General features: G+C 70.7%; 16 protein-coding genes. 8 read left to right on the forward strand and 8 right to left on the reverse strand.

Annotated elements, in window-relative coordinates:
- Positions 1 to 107 precede the first annotated feature (107 nt).
- The 4 genes from BV907_RS02625 to BV907_RS02640 all read right to left on the reverse strand — a co-directional run bounded on the left by BV907_RS02625 (position 108) and on the right by BV907_RS02640 (position 5,246).
- On the reverse strand, positions 108 to 1,595 hold the full coding sequence (locus BV907_RS02625) for an NAD-dependent succinate-semialdehyde dehydrogenase (RefSeq protein ID WP_077488098.1): 1,488 nt from the start codon (positions 1,593 to 1,595) through the stop codon (positions 108 to 110).
- The gene (locus tag BV907_RS02630; RefSeq protein WP_077488099.1) at positions 1,592 to 2,893 is read right to left on the reverse strand and encodes an aminotransferase family protein; all 1,302 of its coding nucleotides are present in this window, start codon (positions 2,891 to 2,893) and stop codon (positions 1,592 to 1,594) included. The genes BV907_RS02625 and BV907_RS02630 overlap by 4 nt, the downstream gene beginning before the upstream one ends.
- A gap of 143 nt (positions 2,894 to 3,036) precedes the next feature.
- A complete protein-coding gene (locus tag BV907_RS02635; RefSeq protein ID WP_077488100.1) occupies positions 3,037 to 3,927 on the reverse strand; it encodes a LysR family transcriptional regulator in 891 nt (296 codons plus the stop codon).
- Positions 3,928 to 3,932: 5 nt separating this feature from the next.
- On the reverse strand, positions 3,933 to 5,246 hold the full coding sequence (locus BV907_RS02640; RefSeq protein WP_077488101.1) for a LuxR C-terminal-related transcriptional regulator: 1,314 nt from the start codon (positions 5,244 to 5,246) through the stop codon (positions 3,933 to 3,935).
- Positions 5,247 to 5,415: 169 nt separating this feature from the next.
- Here BV907_RS02640 and hxlB point away from each other — a divergent pair, with 169 nt between their 5' ends.
- The 3 genes from hxlB (at position 5,416) to BV907_RS02655 (ending at position 8,184) form a co-directional block, all read left to right on the forward strand.
- On the forward strand, positions 5,416 to 6,027 hold the full coding sequence (hxlB, locus tag BV907_RS02645) for a 6-phospho-3-hexuloisomerase (protein WP_425441598.1): 612 nt from the start codon (positions 5,416 to 5,418) through the stop codon (positions 6,025 to 6,027).
- A gap of 47 nt (positions 6,028 to 6,074) precedes the next feature.
- Positions 6,075 to 6,698 (forward strand): 3-hexulose-6-phosphate synthase, encoded by a 624-nt coding sequence (hxlA, locus tag BV907_RS02650; RefSeq protein ID WP_077488103.1) that lies wholly within the window; start codon positions 6,075 to 6,077, stop codon positions 6,696 to 6,698.
- Between the two features lie 226 nt (positions 6,699 to 6,924).
- The gene (locus BV907_RS02655; protein WP_077488104.1) at positions 6,925 to 8,184 is read left to right on the forward strand and encodes an MFS transporter; all 1,260 of its coding nucleotides are present in this window, start codon (positions 6,925 to 6,927) and stop codon (positions 8,182 to 8,184) included.
- Here BV907_RS02655 and BV907_RS19540 read toward each other — a convergent pair.
- Positions 8,153 to 9,118 carry a GntR family transcriptional regulator gene (locus BV907_RS19540; protein ID WP_077488105.1) on the reverse strand — a complete coding sequence of 322 codons (966 nt, stop codon included), beginning with the start codon at positions 9,116 to 9,118 and terminating at the stop codon, positions 8,153 to 8,155. The genes BV907_RS02655 and BV907_RS19540 overlap by 32 nt on opposite strands.
- A 156-nt stretch (positions 9,119 to 9,274) precedes the next feature.
- On the opposite strand from BV907_RS19540, the gene BV907_RS18170 reads away from it, so the two are divergent.
- Entirely contained in the window at positions 9,275 to 9,424 is a 150-nt protein-coding gene (locus BV907_RS18170) for a hypothetical protein (protein ID WP_217697874.1), read from the forward strand.
- 327 nt (positions 9,425 to 9,751) lie between these two features.
- Here the strand turns inward: BV907_RS18170 and BV907_RS02670 are convergent, their stop codons facing one another.
- The gene (locus tag BV907_RS02670; RefSeq protein ID WP_077488107.1) at positions 9,752 to 10,903 is read right to left on the reverse strand and encodes an LCP family protein; all 1,152 of its coding nucleotides are present in this window, start codon (positions 10,901 to 10,903) and stop codon (positions 9,752 to 9,754) included.
- Positions 10,904 to 11,247: 344 nt separating this feature from the next.
- Here BV907_RS02670 and ppk2 point away from each other — a divergent pair, with 344 nt between their 5' ends.
- From ppk2 to BV907_RS02690, 4 genes are read left to right on the forward strand one after another with little or no spacing between them, the layout of a single operon-like run.
- The gene (ppk2, locus tag BV907_RS02675) at positions 11,248 to 12,183 is read left to right on the forward strand and encodes a polyphosphate kinase 2 (RefSeq protein ID WP_077488108.1); all 936 of its coding nucleotides are present in this window, start codon (positions 11,248 to 11,250) and stop codon (positions 12,181 to 12,183) included.
- 54 nt (positions 12,184 to 12,237) lie between these two features.
- On the forward strand, positions 12,238 to 13,095 hold the full coding sequence (locus BV907_RS02680; protein ID WP_077488109.1) for an SDR family NAD(P)-dependent oxidoreductase: 858 nt from the start codon (positions 12,238 to 12,240) through the stop codon (positions 13,093 to 13,095).
- 23 nt (positions 13,096 to 13,118) lie between these two features.
- On the forward strand, positions 13,119 to 13,856 hold the full coding sequence (locus tag BV907_RS02685; protein WP_217697875.1) for a MoaF C-terminal domain-containing protein: 738 nt from the start codon (positions 13,119 to 13,121) through the stop codon (positions 13,854 to 13,856).
- A gap of 41 nt (positions 13,857 to 13,897) precedes the next feature.
- Positions 13,898 to 15,418: a SulP family inorganic anion transporter gene (locus BV907_RS02690; RefSeq protein ID WP_077488111.1), complete on the forward strand. Its 1,521-nt coding sequence runs from the start codon at positions 13,898 to 13,900 to the stop codon at positions 15,416 to 15,418.
- Positions 15,419 to 15,443: 25 nt separating this feature from the next.
- Here BV907_RS02690 and BV907_RS02695 read toward each other — a convergent pair whose 3' ends face one another.
- Entirely contained in the window at positions 15,444 to 15,758 is a 315-nt protein-coding gene (locus BV907_RS02695; protein WP_077488112.1) for a hypothetical protein, read from the reverse strand.
- Between the two features lie 62 nt (positions 15,759 to 15,820).
- Positions 15,821 to 16,549 carry a GAF and ANTAR domain-containing protein gene (locus tag BV907_RS02700; RefSeq protein WP_175637340.1) on the reverse strand — a complete coding sequence of 243 codons (729 nt, stop codon included), beginning with the start codon at positions 16,547 to 16,549 and terminating at the stop codon, positions 15,821 to 15,823.
- Between the last annotated feature and the right edge of the window lie 154 nt (positions 16,550 to 16,703).

The following is a 16,703-nucleotide window of genomic DNA, read 5'->3' on the forward strand; positions in this document are numbered from 1 at the left end:
AGGAAGAGCGGATAATTAGGGCGAAAACCCTTCCGATGGGAAACTAACGCCTTGAGACCGGCGCCCGCTACGGGCGCCGGTCTCAAGGCGTTGAGGTGGGGGTGGAACTACGCCGTGGCGCGGCGGGCCACGTTGTAGAAGCGGATGTTCTCGTACTCTTCGAGGCCCTCGGAGCTGCCTTCGCGGCCGAGGCCCGACTGCTTGATGCCGCCGAACGGGGCCGCAGCGTTGGAGGGCACGCCCTGGTTGATGCCCACGATGCCCGTCTGGAGGCTGTCGGCGACGTTGAAGGCGCGGTCGAGGTTCTCCGTGAAGACGTAGCCTGCGAGGCCGAACTCGGTCGCGTTCGCACGGGCGATGACCTCGGCCTCCGAGCTGAACCGCTGGATGGCGGCAATGGGACCGAAGATCTCGGACGTGGCGACGTCGGAATCGGCCGAGACCCGGTCCAGGACGGTCGGGGCGAAGAAGTTGCCCGGCGAGTCGTACCCGTGGCCGCCGGTCAGCAGCTCGGCACCGAGGCTCACGGCGTTCTCGGTGTAGGCCTTCATCTCGGACACCGCCCGGTCGTCGATCAGCGCACCGAGGCCCGTCCCCGTGCCGAGGCCGTGCCCGACCTTGATCTGCGCGAAGCGCTCGGTGAGCGCGGCCACGAAGTCATCCGCGATGCCGTCCTGGACGTAGATGCGGTTGGCACCGATGCAGGACTGTCCGCCGTTGCGGAGCTTCGCCGCGAACGTCCCCTCCACGGCGCGCTCCAGGTCGGCGTCGTTGAAGACGATGAGCGGGGCGTTGCCGCCGAGCTCCATCGAGCTGCGGAGCACGTTCTGCGAGGCGAGCTCGAGGAGTCGGCGACCCACCGGCGTCGACCCGGTGAAGGAGACCTTCCGCACCCGCGGGTCGCGGAGGACGGCCTCGCTGAAGGCCCCCGACTTCGACGTGGTGACGACCTGGACCAGCTCCTCCGGCACCCCGGCCTCGACGGCGAGCTGCACGGCAAAGTACGTGGTCAGCGGGGTCAGGGTCGCGGGCTTGATGACCGCGGGGCAGCCCGCTGCCAGCGCCGGTGCGATCTTCCGGGTCGCCATGGCCAGGGGGAAGTTCCACGGCGTGATGAGCACCGCGAGGCCGACGGGGGAGCGGCGCGTCAGGAGGTTCGCGCCGCCGTCGGGCGTCTCGCGGAAGTTGCCCACCGGGCGGACCGCCTCCTCGGCGTACCAGCGCACGAAGTCGTTGCCGTACTTGACCTCGCCCCGGGCCTCCGCGAGCGGCTTGCCCATCTCGCGCGAGATGAGGTGCGCGAGGTCCTCAGCGTGGGCGACGAGCTTGTCGTACCACGCGCGCAGGACGTCGGCGCGGTGGCGGAGCGAGGTCTTCGCCCACTCGGCCCCGGCCTTGTCCGCCGTGCTGACGGCCTCGAGCGCCGCCTCGACGTCGGCGTCGGGGATGTGCGCAATGGTCTCAGCGGTGGCCGGGTCCTGGACCGCGATGCCCTCGCTGGGGAGCTTGATGGACTGGATGACGGCGTCGGCGCGCCGAACACTCTCCGGGTCCGCCGCGATGAGGGGCGTAGCAGTGGTGGCGGTGAGGCTCATCGATTTTCCCTTTCGGTAATGGCCTGCTCGAGGGCGGTGACAAAGAGCGAGAGTTCGTGGTTGCTGATGATGAACGGCGGGCTGACCTGAACGGTGTTGCCGCGCAGGGGCCGGGCGATGTACCCGAGCTCGATCAGGTCGTCGCAAACGTGCTCGGCCTTGAGGTGGTCGGCGAGGGTGACGCCACCGAGGAGTCCGGCGACACGCACGTCGGTGACCGCCGCCTGCCGCTGGGCCAGCTGGGCGAACTCGTTCTCGAGCACGGTCTCGAGTTCCCTGACGCGGGGGATCAGCCCGTCGCGCTCGAGGATGTCCAGATGCCGCAGGGCCACCGCGGCGGCGGTGGCATGCCCGGCGTAGGTCGCACCGTGGCGGAAGATCGGCGTCTCCGGGGAATCGACGTAGAACGGCTCCCACACTCGCGGGCTGACCAGGACGCCGCCCAGCGGGGCGTAGCCCGAGGTGATTCCCTTGGCGAAGGTCACCAGATCGGGTTCGATGCCGTAGCGCTCGGCGGCGAACATGGTCCCCAGGCGGCCGAAGCCCGTGATGACCTCGTCCAGGATCAGGAGGATGTCGTTCTCGCGGCAGATCGTCTGAATGGCCTCGAGATAGCCGGGCGCTGGCGGGTTGACGCCCCCCGTGCCCTGCACCGGCTCGGTGACGATCGCCGCGATGTTCTCGGGCCCCACCTCGGCGACCACCCGTGCGACATCCTGGGGGTCATTGAAGGAGACCCGAGCCGTCTCGGGCACGAGGGACTCGGTGCCGTAGCCCTCGCGGTTGAAGTCGAGGCCAGCGATGCTCGTGCCGTAGGCGTGGAGGCCGTGGTAGGCGAACTCGCGGCTGAGGATGACCTTCTTGTTGGTCCGGCCTTCGCGCTGCCAGTGGCGGCGGGCCAGCTTGCAGGCGACGTCGATGGCGTCGGAGCCACCGGAGTTCAGGATCACCTTCGGGCGGTCGATCGGCGAGATCCCGGCAAGCCGCTCGCCGAGGGCCAGGGCCTTGTCGTTCGTGAAGCGCGCGAAGATGTGATAGGTCTCGAGCCGCTTCATCTGCTCGTAGGCGGCTTCGGCGAGCTCCGGATGCGCATGGCCGATGTTGGCGTGCCAGAGGCCCGCGGTGCCGTCGAACAGGCGGCGCCCGTCGGCGGTGAAGACGTAGGACCCCTCACCGCGCTCGACGACGAGCTGGCGCCCCAGCACTGTCGGCGTGTGGGCCTGGGCAGGCCATAGGGCCGGCCCGTCCACCAGCCGTGGGCCAGGCGTCGCCGCGGACGAAACGTCGATGAGGGACATGTGCGCTCGCTCCCTTCCGGTCTCGCTTGAGGAACCGCAGGAACAACCGCATGAGTGCGGGGGGATTCCGGCGTGTATCAAACGTAGCCGCGGCCATCGGTCAGGACAAGCGAACGTTCATGACATCTATGTGTCAGTGATGCTTACATATTGTGCGCTTGGAAGGCTTGGACGATGGCCTCCCGTACGGCGACAAGTGCCGGGCTGTTCTCCGATCCGGACCTCACGACGTACTGGATGCTCCGCTGGTCGGCGGGCAGCCAGGAGCTCGGCACGATCGTGCTGCCCATTTCCCGCACGACCATGTCGGGCAGAAACGCTGCGGCCAGGCCCTGCTCAACCATCCTGAGGTGGAAGAGAAGGTCGGAGGAAAAGTGCGCGACATTCGGCTCGATGCCCCGTTCGCGGCAGACCCGCAGGGCCCATTGGGCGGACGCCGCGCTCAGGGGTTCCAGGACCCAGCGCGCAGTGCGAAGCTGATCGAAATCATCGAAGGCCACGCCGTGAGGGAGATAGCCCCGAACGGGGTCCTGGCCGATCACCGTGGTGTGGATGCCGCCGTCGGGAGCACCTTGGGTGCCGGGAAAAGCGTCAGTCACCACGGCATCAACCTGCCGCGACATCAGCTGCATGACGGCCGCTTCGGGTTCCTCACGGCGGAGGCGCACATCGAGGCCCGGGAACCTCCGGGCCAAGTCGGCCATGGCGGCAGGCATGACACTGCGGCTGATCGAGGCGAAGGCGGCGATTGTCACGACGCCGTGGGCCCGCTCGTGTGCCGTGGCCAGATCGGATTCCGCGCGCTCGATGGCCGCGAGGATAGCTTCGGTGTTCCGCACGAGCTCCTCGCCGGCCGGGGTGAGCCTGACGCTGCGGCCGACCTTCTCCAGGAGCACGACGCCGGTCTCCTTCTCCAGCACTCCCAGCTGCTGCGAAATGGCGGAATGGCTATACCCGAGTTCCCGTGCTGCGGCGCTCATGCTGCCGTGCAGCTTGACTCCCCTCAGCAGCGTGAGGCGGTGAAGGTCCAGCACTGTGTTTATTTCCTGACTGTCTGCTGCCGAGGGCGCTGGCCATGGCCGGGCGGCCCTGCGAGGGCCACGGCCTCCGCGCGGGACGCGACGCCGAGCTTGCGGAACAGGTTCCGCAGGTGGAACTTTACGGTGTTCTCTGAGACGTGCAGCTCCGCCGCGATGGCGCGGTTCCGCAGCCCGGCGGCGAGGAGGCGCAAGACCTCCTCCTCACGCGGCCCGAGCCCCCACCCCGCGGCCGCGGCAGAGGGCGGCTCGGGGGCGTCGAGCGGCAGGACGACGGCGACGTCGGCCCCCCAGCCTGACATGACCTCGACGTTCAGCCGCCCGTTGAGCGCCTCGACCCGCTGCCCGATGCGGCGCAGGCTCTCGGCGTCAAGCGAGAGTTGGCCCTTGCCGTCGTCGCGCACGTTGATCAGAAGGTTCGTCCCGTCGCAGTCCCACTGCGTGCGCACGCGGCTCACGTCGTCCTGCTCGACCATGGCGAGCACGAGGGCCCGCACGATCGCCCGCGCCGCGTGCGCAACCTCCCCGGGCAGCGCCCGCCCGTCCGCGGGCGGCTCGACGAACTGCACGTCGATCCCGCTGAACCGCACGAGCGGGCGCAGGTCCTCGAGCAGCCGGGCGAACGCGCTCGCGACCGGTTCCTCGAGCAGCGCCGTGGTCCGCTCGCCGAGGCTGCGCAGGCGCACGAGCGCCGCGGCGGCGAGGTCGACGGCGGTGCGGCGCGCGGCGCCGTCGTCCATCGCGCTGGATCGCAGCGCCGCGAGGATCGTCTCGAGCGTCGTCGAGTGCTGGTCCGTGAGCTCGGCCGTGAGCCGGGCCCGCTCGGCGGACGCGGCGCGGGACTCGCGCAGGTACGACGGCGGCGCTTCCGCCACCTTCTCGCGGATCCGCACGGCGGCGAGGTGCCACAGGCGCACGACGGCGGGCAGGTCCACCCGCTCGTCCCACCCCGGCGCGGGGGTGGGGTCGGTGAGGATGAGCAGCGCGTTGGTGCTCGAGCGCAGGGCCAGCACGGGCCGGACGCGGCCGGCGACCTCCTCCTCGGCCCAGCGCGGCTCGAGCCCGGGCAGCGAGTCGCGGATCCGGTCGAGCTCCTCGATCGAGACGCGCGAGATGACCTCCTCCGCGCCGGCCTTCTTCTGCGGCCGGCCGGTGCAGTCCTCGGTGAAGATGACGAGCGCGCGGCAGCGGACGTAGGGCTCGAGGGCAGTGCGCAGCCGCTCGGCGATCTCGAGGAGCGGGGCGTCGGCGAGCAGGGCCGCGGCGTCGAGCAGGTCCAGGCGCTCGTCCTTGAGCGCTGCGGGCGAGGCAGTCATGCGCTCGAGCGTAACCCGCCAGCACCCGCCCTGCCTACCCGAAAGGGTGGCAAGGACTGTCCTGAATGGCAGCTTTCCCCGCCCGTTCGGGCCGCGACGATGGATACAGCCGCCGGGGACGAGCCCGGACCGGGACATGACACTGAGACAGACAGGAGCGAGCGTGAGCATCGACGTTTCCCGCAGCGACGCGGACGTTTCCCTCGCCGGGGCAGCCATCGCGCCGGACACCGTCCACAGCAACCTGAGCCTCATCCAGGCCGAGATCGCCGCGACCGCCGCAGAGCTCGACCGCCTGCAGCTCGCCGACCTCGCGGCCCTCGTGCGCCGCGCCGAGCGCGTCTTCGTCGCCGGCGCCGGCCGCAGCGGCCTCGTGCTCCGCATGGCCGCCATGCGGCTCATGCACCTCGGCCTCGAGGTGCATGTCGTCGGCGACACGACCACCCCCGCGATCCGCTCCGGCGACCTCCTGCTCGCCGCGTCCGGCTCGGGGACGACGGCGGGCGTCGTCAAGGCGGCCAGCACCGCCTCCGCCGTGGGCGCCACCATCGGGGTGTACACGACCGACCCCGAGTCGCCGCTCGCCGCGCGGGCCGACGCCGTCGTCGTCGTCCCCGCCGCCCGCAAGACCGACCACGGCGGCGCGCTCTCGCGCCAGTACTCCGGCAGCCTGTTCGAGCAGGCGCTGCTGCTCGCCTCCGAGGCCGTGTTCCAGAGCCTGTGGGGCGCCGACGGCACCCCGGCCGAGGAGCTGTGGCTGCGCCACGCCAACCTCGAGTAGCCCCAGAACCACCCCCACCAGCCCACCGCAAGAGAAAGAAGGAACCTATGAAGCTCCAGGTCGCCATGGACGTGCTCACCACCGAAGAGGCCCTCACCCTCGCCAAGCAGGTCGCCGAGCACGTCGACATCATCGAGCTCGGCACGCCGCTCGTGAAGAACGCCGGCCTCTCCGCCGTGACCGCCGTCAAGGAGGCCCACCCGGACAAGGTGGTCTTCGCGGACCTCAAGACGATGGACGCGGGCGAGCTCGAGGCGAACCTCGCCTTCACGGCCGGCGCAGACCTCGTCTCCGTGCTCGGCTCCGCCGATGACTCCACGATCGCTGGCGCGGTCAAGGCCGCCCGCGCGCACCAGAAGGGCGTCGTCGTCGACCTCATCGGCGTCGAGGACAAGGTGACCCGCGCTCAGGAGGTGCGCCAGCTCGGCGCCAAGTTCGTCGAGTTCCACGCCGGTCTCGACGAGCAGGCCAAGCCCGGCTACGACCTCAGCGTCCTGCTGACGGCGGGCGAGCGCGCCCGCGTGCCGTTCTCCGTCGCCGGCGGCGTGAACCTCTCCACGATCGCCTCGGTCCAGCGGGCCGGCGCGGACGTCGCCGTCGCAGGCGGCTCCATCTACGGCGCCGAGAACCCGGCCGAGGCCGCCCGCCAGCTCAAGGAGGCCATTATCTGACCCCATTCTGGACATCCCTCGCAACCAACGTAAGGGGACGGCGCCCGGGAGGCTGCCGTCCCCTTCGTGGTTTAAGACGAGGGCTGGATCGGGAGGACTGGTATTTAGCGGCTACCATAAACCACGGTGTGTCGTGGGACACGAGCCCTTCCCGCCCTTCTCCTTGGAGGCCTTCCATGCCCATCCCAGAAGCAGCCGACCACGGAGCCCTCGCGCGGGTTGGGGTGTGAGCGCCCGCCCTGCGCGCGCCCTCGGCGCCTGGCTGTGGCTGCTGGTCGCGGCCGCCTTGGCAACGCAGACCGCGCTGAACCTGGTGCGGCCCGTGACGACGTACAAGCTCCTGGCCCTTGAGGCAGGACCCTTCGCCGTGGGGCTCGTGACGGCGGTGTACGCGCTCCTCCCGCTCGTGAGCGCCATGGCGCTCGGCCGGCTCGCGGCGCGGCTGGGCGGGCTCCGTCACATGATGGCCATCGGCGGCATCCTGCTCGCGGCAGGGTCGGCCGGCATAGCCCTCGCGCCCACGGTCGTCCTCGTCGCGGCCGGGAGCGCGCTTCTCGGCATGGGGCACCTCATCTTCACCGTGGCCGGGCAGGCGGCGGTCGCGAGGCACGTTCCCGACGACCGGCTCGACGCGGGTTTCGGCTGGTTCACCGCCGCCTATTCGGCCGGGCAGCTCGTGGGCCCGCTGATCGCCGGGCTGCTCCTCGGGGCGGACGACGGCGGGTCCTCGCCGGGGCGGGAGCCCGGGATCGCGCTCGCGCTGGCGATCGCGACCGGCGTCGCCCTGCTCGCCCTCCCTGCCCTGTGGGCCCCCTGGGCCCAGCCCGGCCGGCCCCGCCGATCGGCGGCCAGGGCGGCCGCGGATCCGGTCGAGACACAGGCCCAGGCCAGCAGCCTGCCCCGGGCGGCGGGCCCGGCCGGCCGCGCGACGATGGGCCGGATCCTCCGGGTGCCGGGCGTCGGCTCCCACCTCCTCGCCTCGCTGGCTCTGCTGGGGATGGTGGACATCCTCACGGCCTTCTTGCCGATCGTCGCCGAGCAGGCGGGCGTCGGGCCGGCGGTCGTGGGCGCGCTGCTCGCCGTCCGCGGCGCGGCGTCGATCCTCTCCCGGGCGTTCCTGCCGTGGCTGTCCTCCCGGCTGTCGTCCAAGGCGCTCCTGCTGACCAGCCTCTACGGTGCCGGACTGGCCCTCGCGGCCCCTCCCGCGCTCGTGGCCGAGCCCTGGCTGGCCGGAGCGTGCCTGTTCGCCGGCGGCTTCTGCCTCGGGCTCGGGCAGCCGATCACGATGTCCCTCGTCTCGATCGCGGTTCCCGCCGCGTGGCGCGGGCCTGCGCTCGCCGTGCGGCTCGTGGGCAACCGGCTGGGCCAAGTCGTCCTGCCGCTGGGAGCGGGCCTCGCGACGGTCGGGCTGGGGCCGGCGGGAGCGATCTGGTTCAGCTGCGCGCTCCTGGCGCTCAGCGGCGTGGAGAAGTCCCTCCGGCGCTGATGGCCGCCCCAGGTCCTTCGGCGCCGTGCTCTGGCGCCGGTTCCGTCTCCCCGGCCGGCTCCGTCTCCCGCGTCTTCTCCACCGTGACGCTCCGCAGGTGCTCGCGCATGAAGGCGGCGGCGGCCTCGTTGTGGCCGGCCAGCAGCAGGTCGATCAGCTGGACGTGCTCGCGGCACCGGACGAGGGCGCGCTCGCGGGGGAGGGACTTCTTGTACTCGATGAGACGGCGGAGCCGGTCCACCCTGCGGAGGCCCTCCGACAGGAACGCATTGTTGGAGCACTCCATGATCGCCTCATGCAGGGCCGTGTTGGAGTCGAACAGCGCGGCGTTCGAGACGTCCCAGATGTCGCCGTCGATCAGCCGCTGCTGGTCCTCGCGGCACCTCTGCAGCGCCTCGACGTTGAGCACGAACGTCGGCTCGAGGATCGCCGCCGGCTCGATGACGAGCCGGAACCGGTAGCTGTCGCGGTACTTCGCGAGCGAGTCGAGGATGGGCAGGAACTCCCAGCCGTAGCCCGGGGTGCGGTCGATCCAGCCCTCGGCGGACATCCGCCGGAGCGTCTCGCCCAGTTCCGTCCGGGTGAACCCGTACCTGCGCAGGAGGTAGTTCTCCGTGACCCGGTCGGGGAGCCGGCCCTCGAGGCGGTCGGCCGCGACCTGGTAGTAGCGCTCGTCGGTGGACGGCTCCCTCTGGACCGGCGGAGCCTCCGGAAGCCGGGCGACGACGTAGCCGCCCCGATCGGCCTTGCGGACCACGCCCTCGGCCTCGAGGATCCGGAGCGCCTCGCGCACGGGAGAACGGGAGACCTTGAAGTGCTCGCCGAGCGTCCGCTCGACCAGCCGCGCGCCCTCGGGCTGCCCGGTCGCCACGACGTACCTGACGATCTCGGACGCGACCGAGGCCACGAGGGGCGACGGTTCGGCGAGAGGCATCCGACGTCCTTCCGAGAGCCAGACCAGAGGTGTATTCCTGTCTCAAAATACCAAAAGGTGAGCCGGGCGGGGCTGCTATCCGGCGGCGGTCCTCGATGTGCAGCTCCGTCGACAAGGTGCTCACCGACCGCGTGCTCGACTCGCTGCCCGGCGCCCGTGCTCGACCCGGGCGCCGGGCACGACGCAGGAGTCCTGGCGGCCTACCTGCCCACGGCGTCCCACTCGCCCGAGGAGCACCTCGTGGACGAGGATGCGGAGGTCGGCGCCGCGGCGCTCGCGGACGCGCTGGGGCCGCTGCTGGGCTGACTCTCCTCCAGATGCGGGGTCACCTCCCAACGTTGCGGGGTCATGTCCCTACGTTGCGGGGTCATCCCCCTGCAATGCGGTTGCGTAGGAGCGAGCGCCCTCGTGATGCTCACGTGAAGATGAGGGCGCCGACGACGGCGGGCGAGTCGGCCGGGACGGCCGAGTGGCGCGGTCGTGCGCCCCGGAGCGCAGGGGGCTCGTCCCGCTGCAACAGTGACCCCGCATCGTTGGGAGGTGACTCCGCATCGTTGGGAGGTGACTCCGCATCGTTGGGAGGTGACCCCGCAACGTTGGGAGGTGACCCCGCAACGTTGGGAGGCGTGCCTCCTAGTTCCCGTCCTCCAGCCCGTTCGCCTGGACGAACTGGGGCACAGTCCCCTCAGCCATTGCGGCGGCGAGGGCGTTCGTCGAGACGCCGTCGAGGAGCACGATGGACTGCCCGTCCGCGGACGTCCCGATCCCGCCCGTGGGGAGCGTGAAGCTGACCAGCTCGGAGGGCCGCACGTCGCGCAGCTCGAAGGCCAGCTGCGCGAGCGTGCGCGAGTCGAAGCCCTGATCCACGGCGAGGTACGGGGAGAAGCCGTCCACGAGCTTGGCCAGCATCACCGGGTTGGCCAGCACGCTAGGCTGCGCCACCTTGCCGAGCACCGCCTTCACGAACGCCTGCTGGTTCCGCACCCGCTGGTAGTCCCCGTCCGGGAAGGCATAGCGCTCGCGCACGAACGCCAGCGCCGTCTCCCCGTCCATGGCCTGGGTCCCGGCCTCGAAGCGCTGGCCCTCGAGGATGCTCGAGGTGAACGGCGCCGGCACATCGAGGGTCACGCCGCCGATCGCATCCGTGAGCACCTCGAACCCGGCGAAGTCCACGAGCGTGACGTGGTCGATCCGCTGCTTGAGCAGGGACTCGAGCGTCTGCACGAGCAGCGGCACGCCGCCGGACGCGAGGGACGCGTTGATCTTCGCCTGGCCGTGTCCCGGGATGGTCACCCAGAGGTCCCGCATCACCGAGATGAGGTACGCGCCCTGCCGGTCCGCCGGGATGTGCAGGAGCATCATCGTGTCCGAGCGCTGGTCGGACGGCTCGCCCGCGCCGGCCTGCGGCCGGCCGGACGTGTCGCGGCTGTCGCTGCCGACGAGGAGGATATTCACTGCCGCGCCGGACGACGCCGGCCGCGCGCCGCCGTCGTCCGCCGGGCCGTCCGCGGGGGCGGGGGCGGCGCCGCCGGGCGAGGGCGCGGCGCCAGCGGACCCGCCCGGCTGTTGCTTGGGCGGGCGGGTGGACCCGTCCGGGAAGGCCTGCTCGATCTTCTCGGTCTGGGCGTCGAAGCGGCTGCCCGCGTACCCGAGGTAGCCGACGACGGCCACGAGCGCGAGCAGGATGGCGAGGACGACGGCGCGCGCCGCCCTGAGCGCACGGCGTCGCCGGGGTCGCTGTCCCCCGGGCCGGTCGTCGAGCAGGGCGGAGGCTCGCTGGGGCATGTGCTCACGGGTCCTTCCGAGGCCGAGGCAACCCGTCCCAGCTCGGGGAAACCGTCAGTCATAACAGTCGTTATGAGCCTAGGGTCCGCAGGGCCCGGGCACACCGGGGATCGGTACCCGTTTGCGGAGCCGGCGACTACTTGCCCCCGCACCCACCGTTCACCCGGCAGCGGCCCAGGGCAGCTGGCGGCGCGCACGACGGCGGGTGGGCCGGGAGCGCAGCTGGCCCGCCGCCGTCGTGCGCTGTTCCATCATCTGCGGCAGCCCCGTGGAATCCGCGGCCTGGCAGGCGGATCATGTGGGCAGGGAACGGCGGAGAAGGTATCTGGGAGGGTGAACGAAGGATGAGTGATGCCGAGGTCCGCTGGCCGGGCCAGAACCAGTGGTGGGTCAGGGAGAACCTGAGGGAGGCGATCGACGATCTCGTTGATCGTGGCTACACCGTTAGGGGCGGCCAGGGGGAAGACCCCGAACTCATCGACCCGCTGGGCTCGGCGGTCGAGACCTGGCGGGAGGACTTCCCCTATGACGAGCGGATGACCCGCGAGGAGTACGAGCTGGAGAAGTACCGGCTCCAGGTCGAGTTGCTCAAGTTCCAGTACTGGGGCCAGGACCATGGCCTCAGGCAGGTCATCGTCTTCGAGGGCCGCGATGCCGCCGGCAAGGGCGGGACCATCAAGCGGTTCACGGAGCACCTGAATCCGCGCTCCGCACGGGCGGTCGCGCTGGGCACCCCCTCCGACAGGGAGCATGGGCAGTGGTACTTCCAGCGCTACGTCCAGCACCTGCCCACCTCGGGGGAGATCGTGATGTTCGACCGCTCCTGGTACAACCGGGCGAACGTCGAGCGCGTCATGGGATTCTGCACGGACGAGGAGTACGAGACCTTCATGCGGCAGGCCCCCGAGTTCGAGAAGATGCTCGTCGACTCGGGGATCCACCTGACCAAGTTCTGGTTCTCGGTGACCCGCCACGAGCAGCGGACCCGCTTCGCCATCCGGCAGATCGATCCGGTCCGGCGTTGGAAGCTCTCGCCCATGGACCTGGCATCCCTGGACCGGTGGGAGGACTACACGAGGGCCAAGGAGGCCACCTTCCTCCGCACCGACACTGATCACTCCCCCTGGATCACGGTCAAGTCGAACGACAAGAAGCGCGGGCGGATCAACGCCATGCGGTACTTCCTGCACCAATTCGACTACGAGGGCAAGGACCCCGGGGTCGTCTACGAACCAGACCCGCTGATCGTCCGCCGCGCCCGGCACGCCATCGGCGACTGACGCGCCATCGGCGACTGACGCGCCATCGGCGACTGAACAGGCGGAGGCGAAGCCATGGAACCGTTGGACGCGCGCGTGGCCCTCGTGACGGGCGCGACCGGCGGCATTGGCGGGGCGGTGGCGACCGGGCTGGCCCGCGCGGGGGCGACCGTCGTCGTCGTCGGGCGCTCGCAGGCCCGGGCGGAAGGCGCGATGCGGGACATCCGCGCCGTCGTCCCTTCCGCCAGGCTCGAGCCGCTCGCCTGCGACCTCTCCTCGCAGGCCTCGATCCGCTCCGCCGTGCGGGAGTTCCTGTCCCGTCACGACCGGCTCGACGTGCTCGTCAACGCCGCCGGTGTGTTCCGCAAGGACCGCCATGTCACTCGCGAGGGACTCGAGCTGACCTTCGCGACCAACGTCATGGCCTACTTCCTGCTCATGGACCTGCTCTCTGACGCGCTCAGGCGGGCGGCCACCGCGGCCGGGACTGCGCGCGTCGTGAACATCGCCTCCAAGTACGGGCGGACGAGGCTCGACTTCGACGATCTGCAGACGGCGAAGGGCGAGTACAGCTACCTTCGCTCGACGCCGCCCACAATGCTCGCGCGAGTCCTCCTCACGCAGGAGTTCGCCGAGCGCCTGCGGGGAACGGGCGTGGTGGTCAACGCCGTGCATCCGGGCCTCGTCCCGGGCACGTCCCTGCTCACGGACGTCGGCGGGCCCTTCCGCTGGGTCACGGACACCTTCGGCAAGCCCGCCGGGGTGGGCGCCGACACCCCCGTCTGGCTCGCCACCTCGGACGAGGCGGCGGCCGTCACGGGGAAGCTGTGGATGAAGCGCCGGGAGCTGCCGACGCCGGGCATGGGCTCGGACCCCGACGCGCGGCGGCGGCTGTGGGAGGAGTGCGCGCGGCTCGCAGGCGTCAGCCGTTGATGACCTGCGGGACGGCGACGTGCTTGAGGCCCTCGACGCCGAACTCGAGGCTCACGTGGACCATCCGCGGCGCTGCGGGGGAGCAGCGGGGCGAGGCCTCGTACGAGGTCTTCGAGATGCAGCCCGGCCTGTTCTTCCTGCACTACCTGCGCGAGGAGGCTGACCACCCGGTCGCCGTCACGATGGCCCTCGACCTCACGAGCGGCCTCGCGACCGGCGCCGTCGGGGAGCTGGGACTCGAGCCGAACCCCCACCGGGCCCGCCAGCAGTGGTTCCAGGGCAGGCTCGACGGCGTGGCGGCCGACGGCGTTACGACCGACTGCGCCGGGGCGCGGCCCCTCCACGAGCCCACCGACGAGCTCATCGGCCACCGCCTCCGCTACGCCTACAGCAGCGACGACGTCTACGACCACGTCTATCTCAACCGCCGGCTGTTCACCTGGCTGTGCGTCGGCGGGGCCGAGGCGGGCCTCGGCGACACCGACGCCTGCACCTACTGGAAGCTGCGCGAGAAGACGTACCTGTTCTCGTGGCTCGAGAAGAACGTCGGGGTCGAGGGGATGGTCCTGATCGACCTCGGGGCGATGCGGACCGTCGGCATCCAGTTCGGCCTCGACCAGCTCACGGGCGACCTCGTCAACCTCACGATGGGGGCCTACGCCCAGCATCTGGGGTTCGCGCCGGGCGTCGACGCGGCGCGCCCCGTGCGCGAGACCAGCCGTGCGCGGGACGAGGAGGGAAGCCCCGCTAGCGGCCCGTAGAATTGAAGGCGATCCCCTTTCGATGCACCCCTTGGAGACCCATGCCTGCCCCCGCCCTCCGGACCGAGAGCCCTGAGGAGGCCCGGTCCCTGCGGCGGGCGCTCCGATCCCCGTCCCGCCTCAGGACCGAGGCCTTGGCCGGCCTCGTGGTGGGCTTGGCCCTGATCCCCGAGGCGATCGCGTTCTCGGTCATCGCCGGGGTCGACCCGAGGCTCGGCCTGTTCGCCTCGTTCACGATGGCCGTGACGATCGCCGTCGTCGGGGGGCGGCCCGCGATGATCTCCGCCGCCACGGGCGCCGTCGCCCTCGTGATCGCCCCGCTCGTGAAGTCCCACGGCGTGGACTACCTCATCGCGGCCATCATCCTCGCCGGCGTGCTCCAGATCGTCCTCGGCCTCGCGGGCGTGGCGCGGCTCATGCGGTTCATCCCGCGCTCGGTCATGGTCGGCTTCGTCAACGCCCTGGCCATCCTCGTCTTCATGGCCCAGGTGCCCGAGCTGATCGGCGTCCCGTGGCTCGTCTACCCGCTGACAGCGCTGGGGCTGGCCATCGTCGTCGGACTCCCCAGACTGACGACGGCGGTGCCCGCACCGCTCGTGGCGATCGTCGCCGTCACGCTCATCACCGTCCTGGCCGGCATCTCGGTCCCGACCGTGGGCGACAAGGGCGAGCTCCCCGACTCCCTCCCGCAGCTGTTCACCCCTGACGTCCCCTTCAGCCTCGAGACGCTGCAGGTGATCTTCCCCTACGCCCTCGCCGTGGCCTTCGTGGGACTGCTCGAATCGCTCATGACGGCCAAGCTCGTCGACGACATCACCGACACGCGCTCGCGGAAGTCCCGCGAGGCCTGGGGCCAGGGCGTGGCGAACATCGTCACGGGCTTCCTCGGCGGCATGGGCGGCTGCGCGATGATCGGCCAGACGATGATCAACGTCAAGGCATCCGGGGCGCGGACGCGGATCTCGACGTTCCTGTCCGGCGTGTTCCTGCTCGTCCTCGTCGTCGCCCTCGGACCGCTCGTGTCCCTGATTCCGATGGCGGCCCTCGTCGCGGTGATGATCTTCGTCTGCGTCGCGACCTTCGACTGGCACAGCATCCACCCCCGGACGCTCAAGGCCATGCCCAAGAGCGAGACCACGGTCATGGCGGCGACCGTCGTCGTCGTCGTGCTCACCCACAACCTCGCCGCCGGCGTCGGCGTCGGGGTGCTCGTCGCGACGGTGCTCTTCGCGCGGCGGGTGGCCCACTTCGTGACCGTCCGGCGGGCCGTCGCGACGGTCGAGGGGCGCGAGACGGCGACCTACACCGTGGAGGGCGAGCTGTTCTTCGCCTCCTCCAACGACCTCTACACGCAGTTCGAGTACGCGCATGACCCGCAGGACGTCGTGATCGACCTGCACGCCTCCCACCTCTGGGACGCCTCGACCATCGCCGCCGTGGACGCGATCCTCGAGAAGTACCGCCATCACGGCAAGCGCGTAGAGATCGTTGGCCTCAACGAGGCCAGCGCGGCCATGCGCGAACGGCTCGCGGGCAGGCTCGGTGCGGGCACCCCGCAGTAGGGCCTGACCCGAGTCCGGAGGGCGGCTACTGGTCCGACCAGCGGCCGTCCTCTGAATAGCGCGCGACCAGCCGGCCGCTGCCGGCGTCCAGGCTGTCCGTCTCGTCGTCGTACAGCTCGGCCCGGGTCGCGCGGCTGTGCGAGATAACCTCCTCCGCCGCCTCCTTGGCCTCGGCGAGGCTCGCGCCGAAGACGGCGCTCCTGACCGGTAGCTCGGCGGTGTGCACGTGCTCGGCGGGCACCTGTGTCAGCCGGACCGCGCCTGACGTTTCGGCGTCGTTGACCGGAAGGTCCGCGTCGCCGCCTTCGGCCGGGACCGAGTACTCGATGTAGAACGTCATGGTCCCGACCTTCCCAGTGTGGTTGCCCGGAAGACAAGGGCCGGTGGCACGACTGACGCGGATCAGCTCAGCCGCGCCCTCGGATCGTCGCGGCCGAAGTGCGTCAGCATCGAGGAGGCCACGTCCCCGAGCTCCTGCTCGCCGTCGCTCGAAGCGCTCCGGAGCTCTTCCATGGCCTGCTGGGGATTGCAGCCCGTGCGGGCCATGATCAGCCCGAGTGCCAGGCTGACCGCCGTGAGCGACTCGACCTTGGCGGCCAGCTCGGCGGTCCTGTCCGACTGGTTGGCAACCCTGATCGCGAGAAGCAAAGACTTGGACGCGAGCCGCGCCAGCTCCTGGGCCATGGCACGCCGCTCCTCGGGGAAGCCGCCGGGGCCCTCGGCATAGCAGTTCAACGCCGCGAGGGCGTGCGAGGCGGCAGTGACGGCGATGGGGATCCCGAGGACCGACCGGATTCCGCTCCCCGTCATGGCCTTCCTGTAGCGCGGGTAGCGCGGGTCCGTGAGCAGGTCCGGGACGTCGATGAGCTGTCCGGTCACGAGGGCGTCCTGGCAGGGTCCCTCCCCGCATGAGTATTGGAGTTCGTCCATTCTGGCGGCCGAGCTGCTGCTGTTGGCCATCGTGGCCTTCCGCCGCTCGCGCTCGACCGTGACACTGCAGTGCACCTCATCCGGGCCGGAGAGCTCCTCCGCGCAGACGTGCGCGAGCCGCTGCAGGAATCCGGCCAGGTCCGTGCTTTCGAGGAGCAGGTTCATGAATTCCTCTGCTCCGGTTCGGGTGAGCTTGTCCATGTCCGTAACCGCCTTTCCTGCCATCACCAGAGGAACGGCTCAGCCCCATACCGAGCCGAGCCGTGGGCCGCGACCGCCGGTCTTCATTTCTTGTACTTCTGTTTTCCCCCCTGCTGGCTGTCCTAACGCGCCCGGACACGATTGCTCGGATCGG

The sequence above is a fragment of the Sinomonas mesophila genome, assembly GCF_001999765.1.
Classification (GTDB): domain Bacteria; phylum Actinomycetota; class Actinomycetes; order Actinomycetales; family Micrococcaceae; genus Sinomonas; species Sinomonas mesophila.

What these genes read in the sequence shown, in the direction of transcription:
- BV907_RS02625 (WP_077488098.1), bottom strand. Translation starts at nt 1,595, where the DNA reads ATGAGCCTCACCGCCACCACTGCTACGCCCCTCATCGCGGCGGACCCG.
- BV907_RS02630 (WP_077488099.1), bottom strand. Translation starts at nt 2,893, where the DNA reads ATGTCCCTCATCGACGTTTCGTCCGCGGCGACGCCTGGCCCACGGCTG.
- BV907_RS02640 (WP_077488101.1), bottom strand. Translation starts at nt 5,246, where the DNA reads ATGACTGCCTCGCCCGCAGCGCTCAAGGACGAGCGCCTGGACCTGCTC.
- hxlA (WP_077488103.1), top strand. Translation starts at nt 6,075, where the DNA reads ATGAAGCTCCAGGTCGCCATGGACGTGCTCACCACCGAAGAGGCCCTC.
- BV907_RS19540 (WP_077488105.1), bottom strand. Translation starts at nt 9,118, where the DNA reads ATGCCTCTCGCCGAACCGTCGCCCCTCGTGGCCTCGGTCGCGTCCGAG.
- BV907_RS02670 (WP_077488107.1), bottom strand. Translation starts at nt 10,903, where the DNA reads ATGCCCCAGCGAGCCTCCGCCCTGCTCGACGACCGGCCCGGGGGACAG.
- ppk2 (WP_077488108.1), top strand. Translation starts at nt 11,248, where the DNA reads ATGAGTGATGCCGAGGTCCGCTGGCCGGGCCAGAACCAGTGGTGGGTC.
- BV907_RS02680 (WP_077488109.1), top strand. Translation starts at nt 12,238, where the DNA reads ATGGAACCGTTGGACGCGCGCGTGGCCCTCGTGACGGGCGCGACCGGC.
- BV907_RS02690 (WP_077488111.1), top strand. Translation starts at nt 13,898, where the DNA reads ATGCCTGCCCCCGCCCTCCGGACCGAGAGCCCTGAGGAGGCCCGGTCC.
- BV907_RS02695 (WP_077488112.1), bottom strand. Translation starts at nt 15,758, where the DNA reads ATGACGTTCTACATCGAGTACTCGGTCCCGGCCGAAGGCGGCGACGCG.
- BV907_RS02700 (WP_175637340.1), bottom strand. Translation starts at nt 16,549, where the DNA reads ATGGACAAGCTCACCCGAACCGGAGCAGAGGAATTCATGAACCTGCTC.